General features: G+C 59.7%; 21 protein-coding genes. 5 read left to right on the plus strand and 16 right to left on the minus strand.

Annotated elements, in window-relative coordinates; translation table 11 throughout:
* Positions 1-72: 72 nt before the first annotated feature.
* From AM329_RS14280 to AM329_RS14295, 4 genes are all read right to left on the minus strand, one after another.
* Entirely contained in the window at positions 73-768 is a 696-nt protein-coding gene (locus AM329_RS14280) for a helix-turn-helix transcriptional regulator (RefSeq protein WP_032608444.1), read from the minus strand.
* Complete coding sequence (locus AM329_RS14285; RefSeq protein ID WP_022650340.1) at positions 743-1,138, minus strand: amino acid-binding ACT protein; 396 nt, start codon at positions 1,136-1,138, stop codon at positions 743-745. Before AM329_RS14285 ends, AM329_RS14280 begins: the two co-directional genes overlap by 26 nt.
* Complete coding sequence (locus AM329_RS14290; RefSeq protein ID WP_003863082.1) at positions 1,131-1,454, minus strand: antibiotic biosynthesis monooxygenase; 324 nt, start codon at positions 1,452-1,454, stop codon at positions 1,131-1,133. Before AM329_RS14290 ends, AM329_RS14285 begins: the two co-directional genes overlap by 8 nt.
* Positions 1,455-1,529: 75 nt before the next feature.
* A complete protein-coding gene (locus AM329_RS14295; RefSeq protein ID WP_032608443.1) occupies positions 1,530-2,945 on the minus strand; it encodes an aldehyde dehydrogenase family protein in 1,416 nt (471 codons plus the stop codon).
* Positions 2,946-3,045: 100 nt separating this feature from the next.
* On the opposite strand from AM329_RS14295, the gene AM329_RS14300 reads away from it, so the two are divergent.
* Positions 3,046-3,948, plus strand: coding sequence for a LysR family transcriptional regulator (locus tag AM329_RS14300; RefSeq protein WP_003863079.1), 903 nt, complete (start codon positions 3,046-3,048; stop codon positions 3,946-3,948).
* On the opposite strand, the gene AM329_RS14305 is transcribed toward AM329_RS14300, so the two are convergent.
* On the minus strand, positions 3,935-4,414 hold the full coding sequence (locus AM329_RS14305) for a carboxymuconolactone decarboxylase family protein (RefSeq protein ID WP_003863077.1): 480 nt from the start codon (positions 4,412-4,414) through the stop codon (positions 3,935-3,937). The two genes, AM329_RS14300 and AM329_RS14305, sit on opposite strands and share 14 nt — an antisense overlap.
* A 102-nt stretch (positions 4,415-4,516) precedes the next feature.
* Here AM329_RS14305 and AM329_RS14310 point away from each other — a divergent pair, with 102 nt between their 5' ends.
* The gene (locus AM329_RS14310) at positions 4,517-5,905 is read left to right on the plus strand and encodes a PLP-dependent aminotransferase family protein (protein ID WP_032608442.1); all 1,389 of its coding nucleotides are present in this window, start codon (positions 4,517-4,519) and stop codon (positions 5,903-5,905) included.
* 85 nt (positions 5,906-5,990) lie between these two features.
* Here the strand turns inward: AM329_RS14310 and AM329_RS14315 are convergent, their stop codons facing one another.
* Positions 5,991-6,152, minus strand: a complete 162-nt coding sequence (locus AM329_RS14315) for a DUF1127 domain-containing protein (protein ID WP_003863073.1) — start codon at positions 6,150-6,152, stop codon at positions 5,991-5,993.
* A 176-nt stretch (positions 6,153-6,328) separates the two neighbouring features.
* Between AM329_RS14315 and AM329_RS14320 the strand changes: the two genes are divergently transcribed.
* Positions 6,329-7,744: a PLP-dependent aminotransferase family protein gene (locus tag AM329_RS14320; RefSeq protein ID WP_003863072.1), complete on the plus strand. Its 1,416-nt coding sequence runs from the start codon at positions 6,329-6,331 to the stop codon at positions 7,742-7,744.
* Positions 7,745-7,825: 81 nt separating this feature from the next.
* Here the strand turns inward: AM329_RS14320 and foxA are convergent, their stop codons facing one another.
* From foxA to AM329_RS14335, 3 genes are all read right to left on the minus strand, one after another.
* Complete coding sequence (gene foxA, locus AM329_RS14325; RefSeq protein WP_107769404.1) at positions 7,826-9,934, minus strand: ferrioxamine B receptor FoxA; 2,109 nt, start codon at positions 9,932-9,934, stop codon at positions 7,826-7,828.
* 121 nt (positions 9,935-10,055) lie between these two features.
* Positions 10,056-11,012 (minus strand): AraC family transcriptional regulator, encoded by a 957-nt coding sequence (locus tag AM329_RS14330; protein ID WP_032608439.1) that lies wholly within the window; start codon positions 11,010-11,012, stop codon positions 10,056-10,058.
* 134 nt (positions 11,013-11,146) lie between these two features.
* On the minus strand, positions 11,147-11,380 hold the full coding sequence (locus AM329_RS14335; RefSeq protein WP_003863067.1) for a DUF2171 domain-containing protein: 234 nt from the start codon (positions 11,378-11,380) through the stop codon (positions 11,147-11,149).
* A 219-nt stretch (positions 11,381-11,599) separates the two neighbouring features.
* Between AM329_RS14335 and AM329_RS14340 the strand changes: the two genes are divergently transcribed.
* On the plus strand, positions 11,600-11,785 hold the full coding sequence (locus AM329_RS14340; RefSeq protein ID WP_010427252.1) for a hypothetical protein: 186 nt from the start codon (positions 11,600-11,602) through the stop codon (positions 11,783-11,785).
* Between the two features lie 38 nt (positions 11,786-11,823).
* On the opposite strand, the gene AM329_RS14345 is transcribed toward AM329_RS14340, so the two are convergent.
* Entirely contained in the window at positions 11,824-12,945 is a 1,122-nt protein-coding gene (locus tag AM329_RS14345; protein WP_022650334.1) for a cupin domain-containing protein, read from the minus strand.
* A gap of 134 nt (positions 12,946-13,079) precedes the next feature.
* Positions 13,080-13,685, minus strand: a complete 606-nt coding sequence (locus AM329_RS14350) for an ATP-dependent Clp protease proteolytic subunit (protein ID WP_003863062.1) — start codon at positions 13,683-13,685, stop codon at positions 13,080-13,082.
* A 300-nt stretch (positions 13,686-13,985) separates the two neighbouring features.
* Between AM329_RS14350 and AM329_RS14355 the strand changes: the two genes are divergently transcribed.
* Entirely contained in the window at positions 13,986-14,603 is a 618-nt protein-coding gene (locus AM329_RS14355) for a response regulator transcription factor (RefSeq protein ID WP_032608438.1), read from the plus strand.
* Positions 14,604-14,606: 3 nt separating this feature from the next.
* Here AM329_RS14355 and AM329_RS14360 read toward each other — a convergent pair whose 3' ends face one another.
* The 5 genes from AM329_RS14360 to AM329_RS14380 form a co-directional block, all read right to left on the minus strand.
* The gene (locus AM329_RS14360; RefSeq protein ID WP_032608436.1) at positions 14,607-20,192 is read right to left on the minus strand and encodes an ATP-binding sensor histidine kinase; all 5,586 of its coding nucleotides are present in this window, start codon (positions 20,190-20,192) and stop codon (positions 14,607-14,609) included.
* Between the two features lie 9 nt (positions 20,193-20,201).
* Positions 20,202-20,582, minus strand: coding sequence for a response regulator transcription factor (locus AM329_RS14365; RefSeq protein ID WP_032608435.1), 381 nt, complete (start codon positions 20,580-20,582; stop codon positions 20,202-20,204).
* A gap of 23 nt (positions 20,583-20,605) precedes the next feature.
* Positions 20,606-20,866 (minus strand): XapX domain-containing protein, encoded by a 261-nt coding sequence (locus tag AM329_RS14370; protein WP_023324098.1) that lies wholly within the window; start codon positions 20,864-20,866, stop codon positions 20,606-20,608.
* On the minus strand, positions 20,863-21,084 hold the full coding sequence (locus AM329_RS14375; RefSeq protein ID WP_003863054.1) for a DUF1427 family protein: 222 nt from the start codon (positions 21,082-21,084) through the stop codon (positions 20,863-20,865). The genes AM329_RS14370 and AM329_RS14375 overlap by 4 nt, the downstream gene beginning before the upstream one ends.
* A 61-nt stretch (positions 21,085-21,145) precedes the next feature.
* The gene (locus AM329_RS14380) at positions 21,146-21,832 is read right to left on the minus strand and encodes a hydrolase (RefSeq protein WP_003863053.1); all 687 of its coding nucleotides are present in this window, start codon (positions 21,830-21,832) and stop codon (positions 21,146-21,148) included.
* Between the last annotated feature and the right edge of the window lie 9 nt (positions 21,833-21,841).

Genomic DNA, 21,841 nt, shown 5'->3' on the forward strand with positions numbered 1-21,841 from the left:
GAATTGCGAAACGATGTTCTCCCTCTCCCTGTGGGAGAGGGTCGGGGTGAGGGCATCAGCCCGCAGCGGCGTTTAGCGGCTAAAATGCTTCCTGACAGCACTTTTCCCCGAAGCCGTCACCACCACCTCCCGATAACCCGCCACCCGCTGGATCCAGCCTTTGCTTTCCATGTGGATAAGCAGCGCAGCGCCCGCCTCACCGCCAAGATGAAACCGCCGCTCGCTCCAGTCCAGGCAGGCGCAGCAGGCCTTCCGACGCGGATGAGCGCTTAACGGAATACCGAGCGCCAGGAACTGCTCCCGACCATACAGGGTCAATGCGGAACCGTCAGCCTCCAGCCAGCCTTCCGCCTGCATGAAATCATAGATCTGCACCGCCACCGCGCCTGCGAGATGGTCGTAGCAGGTCCGGGCTTCACGCATGGCTTTCGGCGCGCTGGTTTCCGGCGGGGTAATGCGGCTCCACGAAAGCCCCATCATCTGTTCCACCAGCGCCGCCACGTCGTGCCCGGCAAGACGATAATAACGATGCCGCCCTTGCGACAGGCAGGTAATTAGCTGCCCTTCAACCAGCCGGGCAAGATGCCCGCTGGCGGTCGACGGCGCAACGTCTGCCGCCGCACTCAGTTCAGTGGCCGTCCACGCACGCCCGTCCATTAGCGCACAAAGCATCTTCACGCGCGACGGATCGGCCATTGCAGCCGCCACCGCGGCAATCGCCTTTTCCAGCATCGCGCTGTTATCAGAGGGTAAGCTCGTCTTTAACATTCGTCGCCCAGGGTGTGGTGATCTCAGCGGCCAGCTTATCATCATCCGTCAGCAGAATAAGGTGATTCGCATGGTCACTGTACTGAGTCAGGATAGACACGCCGCGTGCCGCCAGCGCCGCCGCTATCTCGCCCAGCTCGCCAGGACGCTCCTGCTTAAGCTTTCTGATCACCGGCTTTCGCAGCGCCTGCACGGTAAACCCGGCGTCGAGCAGCACACGGCGGGCTTTTTCCCCGTCCTCCACCAGGAAATGGGCATCGGTACCGAATACGCCGCCACCCTCAAGCCCCACGCCGTTGCGCCCCAACAGCTGTCCAAAGCGCGCCAGCTCGCCGGGCCCGTCGCGGAAAATCACGTGAACGTCATACATCCGCGTGCCCTCCGGTTTCGGAACTGTATTCCCGCACCAGCTGCGCCACGCGAATACGGTAGAAAGAGAAAATCGACGCCCGTCCTTCGGCCTGCGCCGCCTGATGAAAGACGTTCTGCTTCCAGCGGCGGACGGCCTCTTCATCCCGCCACCAGGAAAGGGAGAGGATTTTGCCGTCGGTCGTCAGGCTCTGGAACCGTTCGATATCGATAAAGCCGTCGATGTCGGCCAGCAAAGGCTTAAGCTCTGCGGCAAGTTGGAGGTAGCGCGCCTGATGGGCAGGCGCGGCTTTGGCTTCGAAAAGGACTGCGATCATGATGGTCTCTCCGCTGTGATGTTGAGGAGAGAATGCAGGATGGAAAAGCACAATGCTTCGGTAAAGAGCGAAGCTTTAGCCCAGAACCGACCTCGACTCCATAAACGCGCGGATCCCCCACTCGCCCATCTCGCGCCCCACGCCGGAGTGCTTAAACCCGCCAAACGGCGCTTTCGGTTCATGAGCCAGGGTGTTCACCAGCACGCGACCGGAAACAATCTGCTGCGCCACGCGTCGCGCGCGGTCCACATCGCCGCCCAGCACCATCGCGCTCAGGCCGTACTCGGTATCGTTGGCAATGGCAATCGCCTCCGCCTCGTCCTGATAAGGGATTACGCACAGCACCGGGCCGAAAATCTCGTCGCGGGCAATGGTCATCCGATTGTTCACGCCGGCAAACAGCGTCGGACGCACAAACCAGCCGTCCCGCGTGCCTTCCGGTCGCCCTTCGCCGCCCGCCAGCAGGCGCGCCCCTTCTTCGATTCCTTTGCGGATATAGCCCTGCACCCGCAGCCACTGCTTTTCGCTGACCATCGGGCCGACGTCTGTCGTGCTGTTGCGCGGGTCGCCGGATTTCACCGCCGCCACGGCCTGCGCCAGCGCGGTTTCGATCTCCGCCTTGCGCAAGTAAGGCACCAGAATGCGCGTCCCGGCCACGCACGCCTGCCCGCTGTTCATAAACCCGGCCTGGATCACCAGCGGGATCGCCTGCTCGAGATCCACATCATCCAGCAGGATCGTCGGCGATTTACCGCCCAACTCCAGCGTTACGCGCTTAAAGCTTTCCGCCGCGTTGCGCAGGATCGCCTTGCCGGTATTCGTGGAACCGGTGAACGAGATTTTCGCGACGTCCGGATGGCGGCTGAGGGTTTCGCCCACCGTCTCGCCGCGTCCGGTGACGATGTTAAACACGCCCGGCGGCAGCGCGGCGTCGCGCAGCGCTTCGGTGACAATCTGCGTTTGCAGGGCGCTCATTTCGCTCGGCTTGATGACCGCCGTGCAGCCCGCCGCCAGCGCGGCCGCCAGTTTGCCGCAGATAAACCCCGCATCGCTGTTCCACGGCGTAATCAGCCCGGCCACGCCGAGCGGCGTCATCTGCACCGTTGCGGCACCTGCGGAGGTGACAAACTCAAATGCCTCCAGCGCCTCGATGGCCTGAGCAATCACCTCTGCCGGATAGCTTGCCATCCACGCCGAGCGCGAGGCGGGCGCGCCGTACTCTTCAATGACCGCTTCCAGCAGAGCGTCGTGACGAGCGGCCACGGCGGCGTGCATGCGCTTCAGCGCGGCGATGCGTTCCTGCTTTGTGGTCTGCGACCACGCCGGAAACGCCGCTTTTGCCGCCGCGATAGCGCGTTCAGCGTCAACCTCATCCGCCAGGCGAACCTGACCGATGACCTGCGCCGTCGCCGGGTTGTACACATCAAACCACTCGGTGCCGTGCGGGGTAACAAATTCGCCGTTAATAAAGATCTGTTCGATGGTGTGCATATAAACCTCCTCAGGCTGTGTGAGCCCAGTCTGTCACGCCTTCTCCGTTGCGATAATCCACGCTATGCTGCAAGGGTTGTTTCGATTTTCAGGATAATCTATGCATCGTTCAGGTCTGACAGAGCTGGAAGTGGTGATGGCGGTGGTGCGGCGCGGCAGCTTTCGCGGCGCGGCGCAGGAACTGGGGATGTCCGCCACGGCGGTCAGCAACGCCATCGCCGGGCTGGAGAGCCGCCTTGAGACGCGACTTTTCAACCGCACCACCCGCAGCGTGGCGCTCACCGACGCCGGGCAGCGCTACGTGGCGCGTATCGGCCCGGCGCTGCAGGAGATCCGTCTCGCCGGGGAGGAGATCCACAGCGACACCGGGGAACCCGCCGGAACGCTGCGCCTCAACGTGCCGAACCATATCGGCACCCTGTTTCTGGACCAGCTGCTGATCGACTTCATGATCCGCTACCCGAAAATGCGCGTGGAAACGGTGAGCGAAGCGAGGATGATCGACATCGTAGCGGAAGGTTATGACGCGGGGATCCGCCTCGAAGAGTCCGTTCCGCAGGACATGATCGCTGTGCCGCTGACCGGTGAGATCCGCCAGCTGGTGACCGCCACGCCGGACTATTTCGCCCGTCACGGCATACCCGAGACGCCGGACGATCTTCTTTCACATCAGGGGATCGGCATGCGTATGGCCCACGGCGGGATCTACCGCTGGGAGCTGGCCCGTCGGGGGGAAACGTACGCCCTTGCCGTGCCGCCGCGCTTTGCGACGTCCGATCTTTTTGCCTCGATCCGCGCCGTAAAAGCGGGGTTAGGGGTGGGATTTTTACCGGAAATCTATATTCAGGACGAGCTGAAAAGCGGGGAGCTGGTGAGCGTCTTAAACGACTGGGCGCAGCCGTTTGCCGGGCTGCGCCTGTACTACCCCGGCCATCGCCACGTCCCGCCGGGGTTGCGGGCGCTGGTGGCGATGATCCGCGAGCGCGGGATTATTCCAGGTTAGCCTTGTTCAGCCCGTACGCCGCATCCAGCGAGCCCGGCTCCATGCGGGAGGTAATGCCCAGGCGGTTCCAGGCGTTGATCGCCACGATGGCGAAGTTCAGCTCTGAAATCTCCACGTCCGAGAAGTGCTCCGCCACGCTGCGGTACAGCGCATCGCTCACGCCGTGAACGCCGATTTGGGTCAGCGCTTCGGTGAAGGCCAGCGCCGCTTTTTCACGGGCGCTGAACAGCGGGGACTCGCGCCAGGCCGCCAGATGGTACAGGCGCAGCTCGCGCTCGCCGGCAATTTTCGCCTCTTTTGAGTGCATATCAAGACAGAACGTACAGCCGTTCAGCTGCGACACGCGAATGTCGATCAGGTGCTTCAGCGCCGGATCAATAGAGGTTTTCGCCACTTCCATGCTCAGGGCGGAAAGCGCGTTGGTGAGTGCAGGTGTGGCTTTGTGGTGGTTTACGCGAGTGCTCATTGTCTTTCCTCTTTTTTGTGCGGCATGTGTCATGCGATGAAGCAAATCTACGCCGTTCATGACATAGTAAAAAGATACAAAAAGCGTGAAATGAGGTAGGACATGAAGCCGGGCTATCACGAGATTTATTCCCGCTATCGCGACAACATCATGCGCGGCGTGCTGAAGCCGGGCGACAGGGTACCTGCCATCCGCCTGCTGGCGGAAGAGCTGAAGGTGGCGCGCAAAACCGTCGAGACGGCGTATGCCATTCTGACGGGCGAAGGGTATCTGGTGAGCCAGGGCGCGCGCGGGACGCGGGTGAATCCGGATCTTCTGCTGCCCGCGCAAAACGCCCCCACAGAACAAGCGACCGGCACGCTGCCGGCGTCGTTGATTAGCCAGCGCGAACGGGCCGGTTTTCTGCGCCCCGGCATTCCCGCGCTCGACAGCTTCCCCTATAAAAAATGGCTGCTGCTGGCGGGCCAGGCGACGCGCGCCATGCGTCAGGATGAAATGCTCAACCCGCCCGTTCTGGGCTGGTATCCGCTGCGCGAGGCGATAGCCCGCTATCTCAATATCTCGCGCGGGTTATCCTGCACTGCGGAACAGGTAATGATCACCAGCGGCTACAGCGGCAGCCTGCGCCTGATCCTCGACACGCTCGCCAGCCGCAGCGATAAGGTGGTATTTGAGGATCCAGGCTACTTTATGGGCCAGCAGTTGCTCAAGCGCATTGTGCCCCGCCTGCACACCGTGCCGGTCGATCGCGCAGGGATGGATACGGACTACCTGCTGCGTAATCATCACGATGCCCGCTTCGCCATCGTTACTCCGTCTCACCAGAGCCCGCTGGCGGTGACGCTCTCCCTGCCGCGCAAGCAGCAGTTGCTCGACTGGGCGTCACAAAACGAGGCGTGGATTATCGAAGATGATTATGACGGCGAATTTCACTACACCCGCAAAGTGCTGCCGTCGCTGAAAAGCCTCGACCAGCATGACAGGGTGATCTTTATGGGCACCTTCAGCAAAACCATCATGCCATCGCTGCGCATGGGCTACGTGGTGATGCCCGCCAGCACCGTCGGCGCGTTTACCGACAGCGCGGACATCCTCACCAGCGGCCAGCCGGTGCTGACGCAAAAGATCCTCACCGCGTTTCTCAACGAAGGGCATTTTTTCCGTCATCTGAAAAAGATGCGCGCGCTCTATCAGACCCGCCGCGACTGGATGATTGCCGCCCTGCGTGAGGTCTATGGCGATCTGTTTTTCACCGAGCAAAACGACGGCGGGATGCATATTGTCGCGTTCCTCGCAAAGGGAAGCGCTGACCGGGAGATCGCCCGCTGCTGGCAGGAACAGCAATTGCAGGTCAATGCGCTTTCGGCGTGGTATCAAGGATCAGGAAAACGCTACGGGCTGGTGATGGGCTATAACAACGTGCGGTCGTATCAGGAGGCGCTGGATTTGCTGGAAAGGCCGAAACGGCAGACGCTAGAACTGTTGAGCTGAAAACCACCGGGTGGCGGCTGCGCCTTCCCCGGCCTACGGTCTCCTGTAGGCCCGGTAAGCGTAGCGCCACCGGGCAACCCTATGCTCACACATCATATCGCGATAACCCGACGTCCTTGAGCTGCTCGTCGCTCATCTGGCTCAGGATACGGCGGGTACGGTTGATGCGATACCAGTTACGCAGCGTTTTCGCTACCCAGACAAACGCGATAAACGGACGTTTTGAACGATTCTCGTAGAATTCCATGATGCTCTCCTCGCTATGCCAGTGGGGTTATCATCATGGAAAACGGCCAGTACAATACAGATTCAAAAACTGCTTTTGTTTACCATACAGATCCACTAAAACGGTATCTGCATGGTGGTTTATTCATCCATCTGTACTGGTTTAATGCTCTGTATGGTGAAAACAAAGGATACAGCATGACGCGCTATCAACATCTGGCCAACCTCCTGGCGGAACGCATTGAACAAGGGCTGTATCGCAGCGGCGAACGTCTGCCGTCGGTACGCACGCTGAGCCAGGAGCACGGCGTGAGCATCAGCACCATACAGCAGGCCTACCAGATCCTCGAAAACCTCCAGCTGATCACGCCTCAGCCGCGCTCCGGCTATTTTGTCTCGAAACGCAAAGCCCAGCCGCCCGTACCGGCAATGACCCGCCCGGTGCAGCGCCCTGTGGACGTCACTCAGTGGGATGAGGTGATGATGCTGCTGGACGCCCGCGCCGACAAAGAGATGATCTCCTTTGGCGGCGGCTCGCCGGACATTAACCAGCCGAGCCTGAAGCCCCTGTGGCGCGAGATGAGCCGCATCGCGCAGCATAACCCCGGCGAGATGCTAAGCTATGACGTGCTCGACGGGCGCCTGGAGCTGCGCGAGCAAATCGCCCGCCTGATGCTGGACGGCGGCTCCACCGTCGCGGCAAACGAAATTGTCATTACCAACGGCTGCCACGGCGCGCTGTCGATCGCCCTGCTCTCGGTGTGCAAACCGGGGGATATCGTGGCGGTGGAATCGCCGTCGTTTCACGGCACCATGCAGATGCTGCGCGGCTTTGACATCAAGGCCATTGAAATTCCCACCGATCCTGAAACCGGGATCAGCATCGAAGCGTTGGAGCTGGCGCTGGAGCAGTGGCCGATCAAGGCGGTGATCCTGGTGCCAAACTGCAATAACCCGCTCGGGTTTATCATGCCGGAGGCGCGGAAGAAGCAGGTCTTAGCCCTGGCACAGCGGCACGATATCGTGATTGTTGAGGATGATATCTACGGCGAGCTGGCGGCGGAGTATCCGCGTCCGCGCACCATTCATTCTATGGATATTGATGGTCGCGTGCTGTTATGCAGTTCGTTTACCAAGACCGTGGCGCCGGGCCTGCGCGTCGGCTGGATTGTGCCGGGGCGCTATTACGATCGGGTGATGCACATGAAGTACGCCGCGGGCGGGTTTAACGTGCCGGGCACGCAGATGGCGGTGGCGGCGTTTATCCGCGACGGCCATTACCATCGCCACGTGCGGCGTATGCGCCAGATTTATCAGCAGAATATGGAGACCTACACCTGCTGGGTGCGGCAGTATTTTCCGGCAGAGATATGCGTCACCCGCCCGCAGGGCAGCTTCCTGCTGTGGGTTGAGCTGCCGGAGACGGTCGATATGGTGTGCGTCAGCAAGCAGCTGTGCCGGCTGAAGATCCAGGCCGCGGCCGGGTCGCTGTTTTCCGCCTCCGGGAAGTACCGCAACTGCCTGCGGATCAACGTAGCGCTGCCGCCGACAGACAAAAATCGCGAGGCATTGAAAAAGATGGGTGAAGCGATTGTGATTGCGATGGAGGAGTAGTGCGGCATTTTGCCCTCACCCCGCCCCTCTCCCACAGGGAGAGGGAGAAAACCGCTCCCGCCCCCCGGCAAAATCAACAACTCAGAACTTCCACGAAACGCTGCCCACAATGCTGCGTTCTGCACCGAAGTAGCAGTAAGAGAGAGAGTTACAGGCCGCGACGTAGCTTCTGTCCGTCAGGTTATTGACGTTCAACTGCGCGCTCACGCCCGTGAGCCCCACTTTTGACAGGTCATACCCCACGGTCATATCCACCAGCGTGTACGACGGAAGCGTATGGGTGTTCTGGCGATCGCTGGCGATCCCGTTGACATAGCGCACGCCGGAGCCGACGGTCAGGCCGTCCAGCAGGCCGGTTTTGACGTCGTAGCTCAGCCAGGCGCTGGCCATGTTACGCGGGGCATAAACGGCGCGCTTGCCCTCCTCTTCCGGGCTGCTCTTCTTGTAGCGAATATCCGTGTAGGTGTACGCCGCCTGCATACGCAGGCTGTCGGTCAGCTGACCAATCGCCTCCAGCTCAACGCCTTCGGATTCGATTTCACCAATGGAACGGTACGGATCGGTCGGCTCCTCTTTAGTGGCAATGTTCTTCTGGTTGATGCGGAACACCGAAGCGCTGAACTGGCTGTTCATCCCTTCTGGCTCATACTTCACGCCCGCTTCCCACTGCTTGCCCTTCATCGGATCCAGGATATTGCCCTGCTCGTCGGCAAAGCTGGTCGGCGTAAAGGCGGTGGAGTAGCTGACGTACGGCGCAACGCCGTTATCAAACAGATACAGCAGCGCCGCGCGGCTGCTGAAGTTGTTTTTATCCAGATCGCTGCGGGTGTGGTTAAAGTTGTCGACGTTCGACACGCTCACCTGGTCGTAACGCCCGCCGAGCGTCAGGCGCCAGCGGTCAACGGACATCTGATCCTGTAGGTAGTAACCGGTCTGGCGAAGCTTATGCTTTTCCCTGCTGTACTGGGTGATGTAGTCCGGCTTCGCACCGTAAACCGGGTGGAAGGCGTCAATCGGCGGGAAGCCGCCGTAGTAGCCGGTGACGTTGTTGGTGCGGTCCTGGTAGTCCATGCCGATCAGCACGCGGTGGTTCACCGCCCCGGTGTCGAAGCTGCCGTCGACCTGGTTATCCAGGGTGATGGCGTTCATCTTCTCGTCAGAGCCGGAATAGCCGCGATTCAGCTCGGTGTCATTCAGCCAGCCTGCGGCATACACCTGGTTCAGCTCGACTTTGGTGTGCAGGTAGCGCAGCTTCTGGCGCACAGACCAGCCGCTGTCAAACAGGTGCTCGATGTTATAGCCGACCATGTTTTCCCGACGATCGTACTTGTCGTAATCGTCCTCGCCCTCGAAGAAGGTGTTGGAGATTTTCTTACCGCTGTGCGGTACAACGGTGCCCTCATATGGCAGGCCGGAGTGGCTGCCGCCTTCCGGATCGCGGTGCAGGTAGGCCATCAGATCCAGACGGGTGCTGTCGGTGATACGCCAGGTCAGGCTCGGCATCAGGGCGTAACGCTCTTCTTTGAGCGGATCGAACTGGGAATCAGCATAGCGGGTCATCCCGCTGAGGCGCACCGCCACGCGGTCGTTATCATCAACCGGGCCGGTCACGTCGAACATCGCCCCACGCTGGTTATTGTTACCGGCGAAGAGCTTAATCTCCCCGCCAGGATCGAACGATGGCTTACGGGAGGTGAGCGCCACAATCCCGCCCGGCGATGAGCGGCCATAGAGCACGGAGGCTGGACCGCGCACGACTTCGATACTGTCCAGGAACCACGGGTCAACCACCAGCGAGCTGTGGGAATTGGTGTCGCCCATCATCTTCAGGCCGTCGAGGTAGACGTTGTCCAGACTGCCGTCCGAGAAGCCGCGCAGCACCATGTAGTCAAAGCGGTTTGACGCCCCGATCTGGTTGCTGTAGACCCCCGGCGTGTAGCTCACGGCCTGACGCACGCTGGTTGCGCCCTGCTCTTCGAACTGCTCGCGCGTGACGATAGAGACCGACTGCGGGGTTTCAATATCCGGTGTTTCAAGCTTGGTGGCCGCAGACTGCATCTGCGAGGTCACCACCACGGTGTCAGTTTTTTGGGCATCCTGCGCCAGTAAAGGAAAAGCGACGCTACCGGTAACCCATCCCACCAGCAGTGCCAGACGCGATTTAGCAAACATAACCCTCTCCAGAGATATTTCTTATTGTTAATAAGAATTATTACCTTTTTGAGAGTGCAAACGGCTATGCGTACAGCCAGGTTACGTATGCGCGATGCTAAACCGCACGGGATGCATTCGCGCGACAGGAGAAATTACGTTAGCGGAGTTTGCGCACGTCACCCGGTGAAATCCCGTAATGACGACGAAACGCGGTGGCGAAGTTGGTGGCATGCTGATACCCGCACATCCACGCCGCCTGCTGCACGCTGTGGCCTTCCAGCAGATAGCGTCGCGCCAGCGCAAGGCGACAGTTGCGGAGATAGTCGAAGAGGGTGCAGCCATAGCGCTGACGGAACTTGCTACGCAGGCTGCTTGGGCTCATTGCAGCCAGGGCTGCCAGCTGCGCGAGAGTATGATCCCGTTCAGGAGACTGTTCCAGCAGGCTCCGCACGCGTTCAAGACGCGCATGTTCAGGGCGGCTTGGGCAAGGCTGCTGGCGCTGGTTGAGGCCATGGCCGAGCAGCTGATACATCAGCCCCTCAAGCAAAAGCTTGCGTGAAAGCACGCTTACCCCCTGCCGCTGCGCATGCAGAATACCTGACATCACAAACTCAGGAACCTGCCAGACAAACGCGGGTGCATTCAGGCTTTGCCATTCCAGAAGCAATGACTCAAGCAAGGCTTCACGTCCGGCATCGTGCGGGTACACGCCAAACGAGAGCGTTTTCAGCGTGCTGTCGGCATCGTGACGCGCGCTCATTACCTGATCTTCACTCAGACGTGAGCTGAACGCCATGCCCGGGCGGACGGGATAATTGATACCATTGAGCGTGAGCGTCACGCACCCTTCCAGCACCACCAGCATATAGAGCGGGCTGCTGTGGCGAGAGGTGGTTTCATAGGGCTGTAATACACGTACGTCGGAATGGGTCAGCGAAATGCCGGACGAGAGCATCATCTCTTCAACATTCCCCTGCAACACGGGGCTACCGCTGACCTGCGCCTCTTTTAACTGGGGGAAACGGTAGTCGATGCCGTAGCGCTCGCCGAATACCTGAAAATCTTCAACAAAAAATATGCGTTTCGCTGATCTATTTTCACTCTGGAGCATCATTCGGGGCCTGCATCGGGAAAGGACAGGCAAAACAGTACCATCCATTTGCAATGGCAGCAATCACCGGGCGCAGACACTATTACGCTCCGGACAAAGCCGGAGCGAAGGCATATATTTCCTTGCGAGAGATATATTTATGCTTCCTGCCACTCAGCAAAAACCTCTTTATGGTTTTTGGTCAGGACAACTTTATTATCTTCGACTTTATCAACCCAGCCGAGAGGAATAAAATGGTGCTTGCCGCCCGATTCCGGATCGCTCTTCGCAAGCTTGATACGCTCACCATCAAGATGGTCCACAACCCCGACGTGCGTTCCGCAGCTGGCGACAACCTGAGTGTGATCCTTAATTGCGCTTTTATCTACCATAATTATTCTCCTGTTTCGGTTATTTGCCTGTTGCACGAAATTAACTGTAGCGCATAAATTAAGGCTTAAACGCCCTATTAGCATTTTGAAACATCATTGACAGAACCGAATATTCATTCTACTTAACGCCGAAATGAAAAAATAAGAATGAGATGAATTATTACCGACTGATTATTTCCCGTTCATAATTAACTTATCGCAACCAACGAGGAGGTATTTATGACGATTCGCAACAATCGGACAGAAATTTCGCTGGCTCTTGGTGAAGCGGTTTTAGACATCGTGCAAAAAGGCCATGAAGTATCGCGAGAAAATCTCGCCCAGGCGATGAAAATCAAAGCGGAGAAAGAGCGCGACGATGAGCGGCTTCTTAACTACTGGAAGGCGTGTAATATGCTGGTTTGAACGTAGCGGCGTTTAGGCTGACTAAACGCCGCCTCATGTTACTCGTCGAAGTACCAGTACCCCTGGTTAATCAGCCCGGTGAGTTCGTCCACAAACGCCGGATTATTCAGCGCCTCGCCCAGCTCGGCCTGGCCGAGCTCGGTGTAGCGGCACAGCGCGTCTGCCCCGTTCACATCCGCCGTTTCCAGCTGTTCACTGTTGATAAAGAAGCTGCCGTTAACGTTCAGCACGCGCAGGCCGCTCAGGCGCGACAGCGTTTCGCCGCCCTGAAGCGCGTCCAGCACCTCTTCTGCGGAATACGGCGGCTCGGCGGCGGCAATATCCAGCTCGTGACGTGGCGTGGAGACGAAGCTGCCAAACCATTTCGTGAAATCATCCGGCTTGCTAATCATGTCGATCATCATCTCGCGAATGCGATCAAGCTCGTACTGCTCCACGCGGCCCGGGTGTTCGCGGCAGGTCAGATCCGGATCGCTGTAGTGTTCGCCGCCCAGATCGTTCTCCAGCGCATAGTCGGCAAAGCTGCTGATCAGATCGCGACCGTTCGGCCCGCGAAAACCGACAGAGTAGTTGAGCGCGGTTTCATGGGTGAAGCCGTCATGCGGGAATCCAGGCGGAATGTAGAGGATATCGCCCGGCGCCAGATCTTCGTCGATGATCGGCTCAAAAGGATCGACATGTAGCAGAGCCGGATGCGGGCAGAACTGACGCATCGGCAGCTTGTCACCCACGCGCCAGCGGCGGCTGCCCATCCCCTGGATGATAAACACATCGTACTGATCGATATGCGGCCCAACGCCGCCGCCCGGGACAGAAAAGGAGATCATCAGGTCATCGAGACGCCAGTCCGGCAGGACGCGGAACGGACGCACCAGCTCTGCGGCGGGCATATGCCAGTGGTTCACCGCCTGCGCCAGCAGAGACCAGCCGGTTTCACCGAGGTTATCGAAATGCTCAAACGGGCCATTGCTCGCCTGCCACTTGCCGTTAGCGTGGCTTACCAGGCGGCTATCGACTTCCGGCTCCATCGCCAGACCCGCCAGTTCATCAGGGGTAATGGGGTCGACAAAATTCGGGAAGGCATTTTTCAGTACAACGGGTTGTTTTTGCCAGTATTTTTCAAGAAATTCCGGCCAGTTCAGGTTCAGTTGATACGCCATGGTTAGCACCAGTGAGAGGGTAAACAGGCGCGATTATAGGTAAGAAAGCAGAGGGGGAACTTGTCATGGGTCAATCGAGCGCGTGTAGGTCGGGTAAGGCGAAGCCGTCACCCGACGCACACGCGGGCTAAAACTTAATCCAGGTTCAGCTCGTCATAATGGGTGATCAGTTTGCCCACGATGCCGTAGTCCAGCGCTTCCGCCGGTGACATCCAGAAGTTACGGTCGGTGTCTTTCTTCACTTTCTCCAGCGGCTGGCCGGTGGCGTCGGCAATCAGCTTGTTCACACGTTCCAGCATGCGGATGATCTCCCGCGCTTCGATCTCAATATCCGTTGCCTGACCGCGCACGCCGCCCAGCGGCTGGTGGATCATAAAGCGGGTATTTGGCAGCGAGTAGCGGTGCTCTTTTTTCGCCGCCAGGAAGATGGTGATCCCGGCGCTTGCCACCCAGCCGGTGCCAATAACGTGTACTTCCGGACGGATAAACTTAATGAAGTCGTGGATGGTATCGCCCGCTTCTACATGGCCGCCCTGGCTGTTGATGTACAGCTTGATCGGATCGTTACTGACGCTTTGCAGCAGGATCATCTGAGTGATGACTTTCTGGGCCAGCTCCTGGTTGATTTCACCGGAGATGACAATCGAACGGGATTCCAGCAGTTTTTGCTGTAGAGCGCCCGCGCCGTTTGTTCCTTCCGCTTTTTCTTTATCGTCACTGCTTTTCAGTGTGTAGTGCATCGTTATGTCCTCAGCTTGTCGCGCTCAAAATCAGAGTGTAGCCTGTTTTACCCGTCGGCGTCCTCACACAAAACATCGCGTGTCGTGCGCTGGCTCCGCCCCCGGAAAGGTCACTAAAAACAGCGCTCCACTCCTAACTAATTCGCCACATTTTTATTACACTTTCATATCATCTTCATATTGGTAAATGATAATAATAATTAATGTGTTAGTATGAATGAGGATAGCAAACAGTCGCTTACGTTCAAAAAGGCGCTATTTTATTGTCGATGATTTACTGATCACACACCGGGGCGGTGAATGGAACACATTGTTTATGTGGTTGATGACGATGACACAGTCAGACAGTCCGTTGTCAGGCTGCTGGAATCCGCGGATATGCACGCCCTTGGCTTTTCCTCAGCAGAAGCCTTTCTCAGCCATCCCTTTGAGGATCTGCCCTCCTGCGTGATCCTCGATATGCAGATGCCCACGATAACCGGATTTGATGTCGCAGATGCGCTGAAAGCCAGCGGGCGGGAAATACCGATCATCTTTCTCACCGGTCACGGCACCATCCCTATGTCCGTCCGGGCGATCAAAGGCGGAGCCTACGAATTTCTCACTAAGCCCGTTGAATCCAGCGCGCTCATCGGCTCCATCGAATCCGCGCTCAGACTGGCACAGCACAACGCCGCCCGCGTCAAAGAGCACTACGCCCTGAAGCAGCGCCACATGTCCCTCACGCCGCGCGAGAATGAGGTGCTTGAGCTGGCCATCAGCGGCAAGCTCAACAAGCAGATCGCCGCCGAGCTGGGCGTCAGTGAGATCACGGTGAAAGTGCACCGCCGCCGGGTAATGGAGAAAATGCAGGTCCGCTCCGTGGCCGAACTGGTCAGGGCCGTCGAGCGCCTGACCAAACATCAACCAGTGGAATAACCGTTACTCCTCCTGTCCGGCAAGCGGCAACGCGAAGGTAAATACCGTGCCGTACGGCTCTCTGCGGCGCGCGCTCAGTTTCCCCCGGTGCCGTTCAATGATGCTGGCGCTGATGGTCAGCCCCATCCCCATTCCCTGCGCTTTGGTCGAATAGAACGAGTCAAAGATCCGCTCGGTGAGCTCCGGCTCAATGCCGCTGCCGGTATCGGCGATCTCAAAGATCACCTTCCCCTCGCCGCAGTTCGCGGTGGAGATCGTGATGCTGCACGGGCGATCCGTCACTTCCGCCATCGCTTCCATCGCATTCATCACCAGGTTAAGCAGCACCTGCTGGATCTGCACGCTGTCGCCGATGATAAAGCTGTCGTCAGCGTTCAGAAGATAATCAACGCTTATGTGTCGCAGCTCAAGTTCGCTGCGTGAAAGCATAATGATGTGGTGGATCAGGAAGTGCAGATCAATACGCGTAAACGTGGGGTCCTGCTTGCGCGTCAGAGACTGAATGCTGCGAATGATCTCCCCTGCCCGCTCGCCCTCGGCGGCGATCTCCTCCAGCCCCTCGCGCACTTTGTCCAGCCGCGCCGGATCGCGGTTGAGCCAGCGCAGGCTCGCGCCGGCGTTCGAGACAATCGACATCAGCGGCTGGTTGATCTCGTGCGCGATCGAGGAGGTCAGTTGCCCGACGGTGGTGGCCCGTGAGACTCGCGCCAGATCCGCCTGCGCCACCCGCATCGCATCTTCCGCCGCCCGCTGGCTGGTGATGTCGGTAATGATGCCGTAATACTCATTCACTTCGCTGCCGACGCCGACCGGATCGCCAATCCCGAGGATGTAGCGAACGGAGCCGTCGGTGCGGATAATGCGAAACTCCGCGCGCATCGACAGCCCGTCGCGCACGCTCTGGTTAACGAGGGTGCTGATCCGGCCATAATCGTCCTCATGCACGAAGGTTAAAAACTCCGCCATTGAGATCATCTTTTGCTGCTCCGGCAGGCCAAGGATACGGGCGTACTCTTCAGACATAAACATCAGATCCTGCACCAGCTCCCAGCGCCAGCTGCCGGTATGGCTGATCTGCTCGCCCAACATCAGTGAGGTCTGGCTGGCGCGCAGCTCTTTCTCCACCCGTCGGCGCTGGATGTTTTCCGCCAGCAGCTCGGCGTAAAGCCGCGCCGTCTCCAGCGAAACCGCCGCCTGCGCGCCCAGCAGGCTGACCACGCGCGAATGTTCGGCGGTAAACACTTCCGGCATCAGGCGGTTTTCCAGATACAGCACCCCCACCAGCCGCGCCTGTTTGAACATCGGGACACACATCACGGCGGCGCCGGACGTCACCAGATACGGATCCTGGCTGAACGGGTGGAACTCCTCCGGTTTGCCGGTGCGGATCTCCTGCCCGGTGCGGATCACTGCGGCCAGCACCGACAGCGGCATGTCCGTCGCCATCGGTGACGCCTTCAGGATGCGCACCCGCACCCCGTCGGTACTGGTCCAGGCACTGGCCTCGATCTCCGGGATGTGATTATCGCTAACGCGCAGCAGCAGGCCACGCTGCGCCCCGGCCCGTTCAAGCAGCAGCGTCATCAGGTTTTCAATTAAACGCTCGAGGTTAATTTCTTCGGACAAGGCGCGTGAGGCTTTGATGACGCTCTGTAAATCGCGGATCACCTCGTTCTGGGCGAAGGCCGCCGTGTCATACGCGCGGCTCTGCCCGGAGGCCAGCAGATGCGGGAAATCCTGCTCCAGCTGGCGCACCTTGGCCTGCGCCCCGGCGCGCCCCCAGGCGGCAATCGCGCCGCGGAAATGGGCGTCGGAGGCGGTCGGGTAGCCGCAGGCCAGCGAGAAACGCCCTGCCAGCTCGTGCGCCAGGGCATTGATCGGGTTAAAGCCGCCCTCCCGCGAGAGCCGCACCGCTTTTTCATACTGCTCCAGCGCGATGCTGTTCATGCCGTCCAGACGGACGATTTCGGCGTAAATCAGCGCTTCTTTATCGGCAAACGTGCCCGAATTGATCCGCGCCCAGAGGGCAATTTTGTCGTAATGGTGATGAATACTGCGGCGATAATCCGCCGAGAAGGTCTCCGGCGTGAGCTGACGGGAGAGCGCCAGCGCGCTGTAAAAATGGTAATCCAGCAGATGAATATGACCCGGCGCGGACCACGCATACCAGCCCGCCCTCTCTAAATCCGCCTGCGCGTCGGCGTATTCGCCGCAGGAAAAGTGCGCCATCCCGCGATAGAGCCAGTACCAGAACAGCATGGTCGAGGTCTGCTCGGGCGCCTGCTCCGGCGGCGCGGGCAGCAGATCGTCAGGCAGCGCCTGGGCGGCGCTCCATGGGCCCGTCACCGGCGTGCGTAAAAACTCCACGTAGCGGCGCTGAATGTGCAGAACGGTTTCAATGTCCTGGTAATCCGTTTTGCGCACAAAGGCCAGACCGCGATCGATGCTGGTCAGCACGCCATCCAGATGATCGCCCCGGGAGAGGAAGTTAATGATCTGATGACAGGCCGCGAAACAGGCCATCGTCATGTCGCCGTGGGTCACCGCCGAGGTAAAGCAGGCCTTTGCGCACTCGATAGTGTACGACAGCGGCTGGGTCCAGACGCTGAGCTGGTCGAGCGGCAGCAGAGTTTTGGCTTCATAGGCATCATAGCCGTGGCGGTTCACCAGCTCACGAGCCAGCGTGCCGTACTCAAATCCGAGACGGTATTCGGCGTAGCGGTGACCAATCAGCACGCCAAACCAGGCCATCGCCGTGGTGGAGGCGCCGGTGATGCCGTGATCGAGCGTGAGGTGCATCATCCGGCACAGGAGTAAAAAGTGCAGGCGCGGGCAGGTAAAGCTGGCGAAAATACTGGCGCTGTAAAGCAGGTTCATCACCGCTTCGGTCTCTGCGTTCTCCATCAGCTTAAGCTGAGAAAACGGGTTCAGCGGCGCGTCGGCGGTGCGTTGACAGAACTGCTGCCAGGCCTCGTCACATTCGGCATTTTCCGGGTAGCGGCTGATCTGGATCCCGAACACGCCCAGCCAACATAACGACGCCTCCAGCGCCAGGCGGATCTCCGACTGGCGCATATACACTTCCGCCAGCAGGTTGGCGGCCAGCGCTTTCTCCGTCAGCCCGCCCGGTGAACCGAGGATCGCATCGCACAGCGCACGCGTACGCTCCAGGTGCCCGAGCGCAAACTCACAGCCCGCCTCTTCGATATCCAGCATAAAGTCCGAGACCGGGCCCGCATTCCCCAGCGCTCTGGCGGTCTGGATATAGCTTAAGGCGGAAAGGTAATCGCCGGTACGCTTCGCACGCCGCGCGGCCTGAAGGCTCAGCTCCCGGAATCGCTGCCGCTGGGGTGCAGGCTGGATGCAGTCCAGCGCGGCGCTGACGTGGTGAACCGCGCGGAACAGCAGTTCGTTGCCCGCCGTCTGCCGTGCGGCATCCGCCAGCAGGCTGGCGGTGGTCAGGTGCAGATGGCTTTTCTCGCCCTCATCCAGCAGGGCAAAGGCGGCTTCCTGCACCCGATCGTGAGTAAAAGTGTACTCTTTCTCCGTCAGCACAATCAGCTGAGCAGTAACCGCCGGGTGAAGCGCGTAGCGGATTTCCGCCGCCGACCGCCCCACCACGCGGCACAGCATCTCCAGCTCGCCCGTGCAGCCGAGGCAGGCGATGCTGCCCAGCAGGCGGCGCGTCTCGTCGGGCATCTCCTTGAGCTGTTCAAGTACCAGCGTCACCACGTTTTCGGTGTAGTGCCGGGCGCGGATGGCCTGGAGATCGTAATGCCATTTCCCCTGATATTTGTTGTGCACCACCAGTCCGTCATCGACGATGCGGCGGAAAAATTCCTGCACAAACAGCGGGTTGCCACCGGTTTTTTCATGGATCAGCGTGGCAAGATCGGCGGTGCCCGTACTGCGGGCATGAAAAATTCCCCCGAGCCAGCGCGCCACGGCCTTCACCGACAGCGGCTGCGGCACAATCGTCGTGGCGTATTGCGCCGCCTCCGGCAGGCTCGCCAGCGCGGTCTGCAAGGTGGGATCAGAAAGCGAACTGAGATCGCGGTGCGCCACCACCACCAGCAGCGGGATGGCGCCGCAGGCGCGCAGCAGGTGATCGAGCGTTCGCAGGCTGGCGGCGTCGATCCACTGCACATCATCCAGCAGCAGCACCAGCGGCGCGCCCTGGGTGGCGAAAGTTTTCACCAGCGCCAGCACCATATGGCCGAAGCGCGCCCGCGCGTCGATGGAAAAGGTATCCGCGGAGAAACGCGGTTTGTTCTCAAGGAGTAAATTCAGCTCCGGCACCAGGCTGACGGCCAACTCCTCGAAGCCTTCCAGCGCGCGCGACAGACGGATTTTCCACGTCGCCACCTCCCCGGCTGGCAGCCCGAGCAGGTGCAGCGTGAGCGTCCGAAACGCCGAACTCAGCACGCCGTAGGGCAGCGTGGGAGAATATTGATCGACCTTGCCCACCGCCAGCAGCACCTTGCGCTGTTGCAGCGATTTCAGCGTGGTGGCGATCACGGAAGATTTGCCGATCCCCGAAGGTCCCCCAATCGTCACCAGTTCCGGCGCACCGCTCTGGCTGACCCGCTCAAACGCGGCGATGACGTCGCTGGCCTGCGGATGCGCAGAGAAAAGCGAATCGGCCAGATGGATCGCCGGAGAGCGATCCTGCTGGCCGGGAATAAAGTCGACAATTTCGCCTTCAACGGTCAGCGTCGCCTGGCAGCGCCTGAGGTCGGCAATCAGCCCGTCGACGGTCTGATAGCGATTCTCCGGATTCTTCTCCAGCAGCTTAAGGATAATGGTCGACAACATGCCGGGTACGTCCGGGCGCACCCGACCCGGCGCAAGCGGTTCAGAGGCAATGTGATAATGCGCCCAGTTGGTCTGGTCATCAGCGCTCAGTTCAAACGGCAATCGCCCGGTCAGAAGTTCATAAAGCACGATCCCCAGACTGTAGAGATCGCTCCGGCTGTCAACGGCGCGCCGGGTACGCGTGGTGTGTTCCGGTGACATGTAGGCGGGCGTGCCGCCAGACGCGGCAAGCCGGGACTGGGAGAAGGCGTCGGAGGTGTCGCAGGAAAGACCGAAGCTGCACAGACGGCAGGTGGCGTCGTGATGAACGAAGATCGCCCCGGGTTTGATATCGCCGTGGATCAGGTTGTGCTGATGCATCTGGCGCAGGGGACCGCAGATGCGGATCGCCATCTCGATAAAGCGGGCGATCCCGGAAATCGCCTTACCTGCCCGGCACGCCAGCAGTTCAAAGCAGAACGGCGCGTAGACCAGCGCAAAACGTCCGCGGTACTGGGTTGAAGCGACGGGCCGGATAGCCCAGCCGTCATGAAGGCGATCGCGCAGGGCAAACTCGTTTTTCAGCAGCCGCGTTGCCCGCTCCTCTTCTTCATCGCTGACCGCGGTGGCAATAATAAACGAACCGCCGGACTGGGGATGCCGCCCGTTCATCCAGGAGATGCCGCCCTCCTGCGCCAGCACGGTAAAAATGACATCCTCTTTCAGAACAAAAGCCCGCCCTTCATGGAGACAACCCCGGGCGGGCCAAAATGCAGGCGACGTATGTTCGTTCATCCGCGATCCTTATTGTCGGCGGGTCAGCTCCCGCTGAATATGATCCAGCAGAATATCGATGTTAATCGGCTTATGCAAAAATGCAGCGGCGCCCAGACTGAGTGCATACCGCTGCATATTTTCATCAGCATGGCCGGAGATAAAGAGTATTGGCGGTGGCGGCATGGCCAGCAACCGCAGCTTCTCAAACAGCTCGATGCCGTTCATGCCGCGCAGCTTGATGTCGGCGATCACCAGCGACGCGCCGGACAGGGCGAGAGGGTGGCTCAAGAACACCTCTGCCGAATCGAAGGTATCGGTAGCATACCCTTCCGATTGCAGCAGATTACTGAGCCCGCTGCGAACAGAGCGTTCGTCATCGATGATGGCAATGCGCCACGGCAGCGTCATGCTGTCTTTCCTCAAACAAATCGTTACGCGTCGCGGCTTTCCTTCGCGGGCGCGGGGGGCGCAGTACCGCTGATTTTCGGTACGCATTCATGACGAAACCAGGCCAGGGTCAGCGGTTCGCGGCTCACCAGACGACGCCCGATGGGGATCAGCTGTTCACCCACCAGCATGCCGAACAGGCCTAGCAGCGCGACGACCGGCGGCGCCGGGGAATGTACGTCGAGCAGGGCGTAAAGTACCCCAGCCGCGGCCCCGCACACCAGCGAAATAATCCAGGCCTTCATGATGACGCTCCGGTCGGGTGTTGAACGTGGGGAACCGTCACCTGCACGGCAGCCGGATTATCGCGGGATAAAAGATGACGCATCGCCTGTTCACCCGCCAGCATCCCCAGCAGGCCAATCAGCGCCAGCGCTGGCGGCGCGGGGGAGCGCACCTTCAGCACGGCATACATCAGGCCAATCAACACGCCTGCCGCAAGGGATATCAGCCCAGTACTCATTGTGAACTCCAGAGAAAGAGGCAGCGGCGAGCCGGATGAGGGACCAGCCCGCCGACGGGACTTAGCGAGCCGGAACCGGCGCTAAGGTGCGGTGCTCGCTCTTCTGGCGAGACGGCGCTTTGTGCACCATGGTGTAGGCGTAATCCACGCCCATGCCGTAGGCGCCGGAGTGCTCGCGCACGATATCCATCACCGCGGTGTAGGTCTCTTTGCGCGCCCAGTCACGCTGCCACTCCAGCATCACCTGCTGCCAGGTCACCGGGATCACGCCCGCCTGGATCATGCGCTGCATCGCGAAGTCGTGGGCTTCTTTGGAGGTGCCGCCGGAGGCGTCTGCCACCATATAAATTTCGTAGTCGCCTTCCAGCATCGCGCACAGGGCAAAGCTGTTGTTGCACACTTCGGTCCACAGACCGGCGACAACCACTTTCTTCTTGCCGTTGGCCTTCAGCGCGTCACGCACTTTCTGGTCGTCCCAGGAGTTCATGGAGGTACGCTCCAGAATGTCCTGGCCCGGGAACACGTCCAGCAGTTCCGGATAGGTATTGCCGGAGAAGCTTTCAGTCTCAACGGTGGTGATGATGGTTGGGATGTTGAACACCTTAGCCGCTTTCGCCAGCGCCACGGTGTTATTTTTCAGCACCTGGCGGTCAATAGACTGCACGCCGAACGCCATCTGCGGCTGGTGGTCGATGAAAATGATCTGACAGTTGGCAGGGGTTAAGACTTCGAGCTTAGAAGTGGTCATAAGATTATC

Origin of the sequence: Enterobacter cloacae complex sp. AR_0002, from assembly GCF_001922365.1 — a bacterium.
Classification (GTDB): domain Bacteria; phylum Pseudomonadota; class Gammaproteobacteria; order Enterobacterales; family Enterobacteriaceae; genus Enterobacter; species Enterobacter hormaechei_C.

Bases quoted from the DNA above. Each gene is read 5' to 3' on its own strand.
- AM329_RS14290 (WP_003863082.1), bottom strand. From the start codon at position 1,454: ATGATCGCAGTCCTTTTCGAAGCCAAAGCCGCGCCTGCCCATCAGGCG.
- AM329_RS14370 (WP_023324098.1), bottom strand. From the start codon at position 20,866: ATGAAGGCCTGGATTATTTCGCTGGTGTGCGGGGCCGCGGCTGGGGTA.
- AM329_RS14285 (WP_022650340.1), bottom strand. From the start codon at position 1,138: ATGTATGACGTTCACGTGATTTTCCGCGACGGGCCCGGCGAGCTGGCG.
- AM329_RS14320 (WP_003863072.1), top strand. From the start codon at position 6,329: ATGACGCGCTATCAACATCTGGCCAACCTCCTGGCGGAACGCATTGAA.
- AM329_RS14345 (WP_022650334.1), bottom strand. From the start codon at position 12,945: ATGGCGTATCAACTGAACCTGAACTGGCCGGAATTTCTTGAAAAATAC.
- AM329_RS14340 (WP_010427252.1), top strand. From the start codon at position 11,600: ATGACGATTCGCAACAATCGGACAGAAATTTCGCTGGCTCTTGGTGAA.
- AM329_RS14315 (WP_003863073.1), bottom strand. From the start codon at position 6,152: ATGGAATTCTACGAGAATCGTTCAAAACGTCCGTTTATCGCGTTTGTC.
- AM329_RS14355 (WP_032608438.1), top strand. From the start codon at position 13,986: ATGGAACACATTGTTTATGTGGTTGATGACGATGACACAGTCAGACAG.
- AM329_RS14295 (WP_032608443.1), bottom strand. From the start codon at position 2,945: ATGCACACCATCGAACAGATCTTTATTAACGGCGAATTTGTTACCCCG.
- AM329_RS14365 (WP_032608435.1), bottom strand. From the start codon at position 20,582: ATGACGCTGCCGTGGCGCATTGCCATCATCGATGACGAACGCTCTGTT.
- AM329_RS14330 (WP_032608439.1), bottom strand. From the start codon at position 11,012: ATGATGCTCCAGAGTGAAAATAGATCAGCGAAACGCATATTTTTTGTT.
- AM329_RS14350 (WP_003863062.1), bottom strand. From the start codon at position 13,685: ATGCACTACACACTGAAAAGCAGTGACGATAAAGAAAAAGCGGAAGGA.
- AM329_RS14360 (WP_032608436.1), bottom strand. From the start codon at position 20,192: ATGAACGAACATACGTCGCCTGCATTTTGGCCCGCCCGGGGTTGTCTC.
- AM329_RS14335 (WP_003863067.1), bottom strand. From the start codon at position 11,380: ATGGTAGATAAAAGCGCAATTAAGGATCACACTCAGGTTGTCGCCAGC.
- AM329_RS14280 (WP_032608444.1), bottom strand. From the start codon at position 768: ATGTTAAAGACGAGCTTACCCTCTGATAACAGCGCGATGCTGGAAAAG.
- AM329_RS14375 (WP_003863054.1), bottom strand. From the start codon at position 21,084: ATGAGTACTGGGCTGATATCCCTTGCGGCAGGCGTGTTGATTGGCCTG.
- AM329_RS14305 (WP_003863077.1), bottom strand. From the start codon at position 4,414: ATGAGCACTCGCGTAAACCACCACAAAGCCACACCTGCACTCACCAAC.
- AM329_RS14380 (WP_003863053.1), bottom strand. From the start codon at position 21,832: ATGACCACTTCTAAGCTCGAAGTCTTAACCCCTGCCAACTGTCAGATC.
- AM329_RS14310 (WP_032608442.1), top strand. From the start codon at position 4,517: ATGAAGCCGGGCTATCACGAGATTTATTCCCGCTATCGCGACAACATC.
- AM329_RS14300 (WP_003863079.1), top strand. From the start codon at position 3,046: ATGCATCGTTCAGGTCTGACAGAGCTGGAAGTGGTGATGGCGGTGGTG.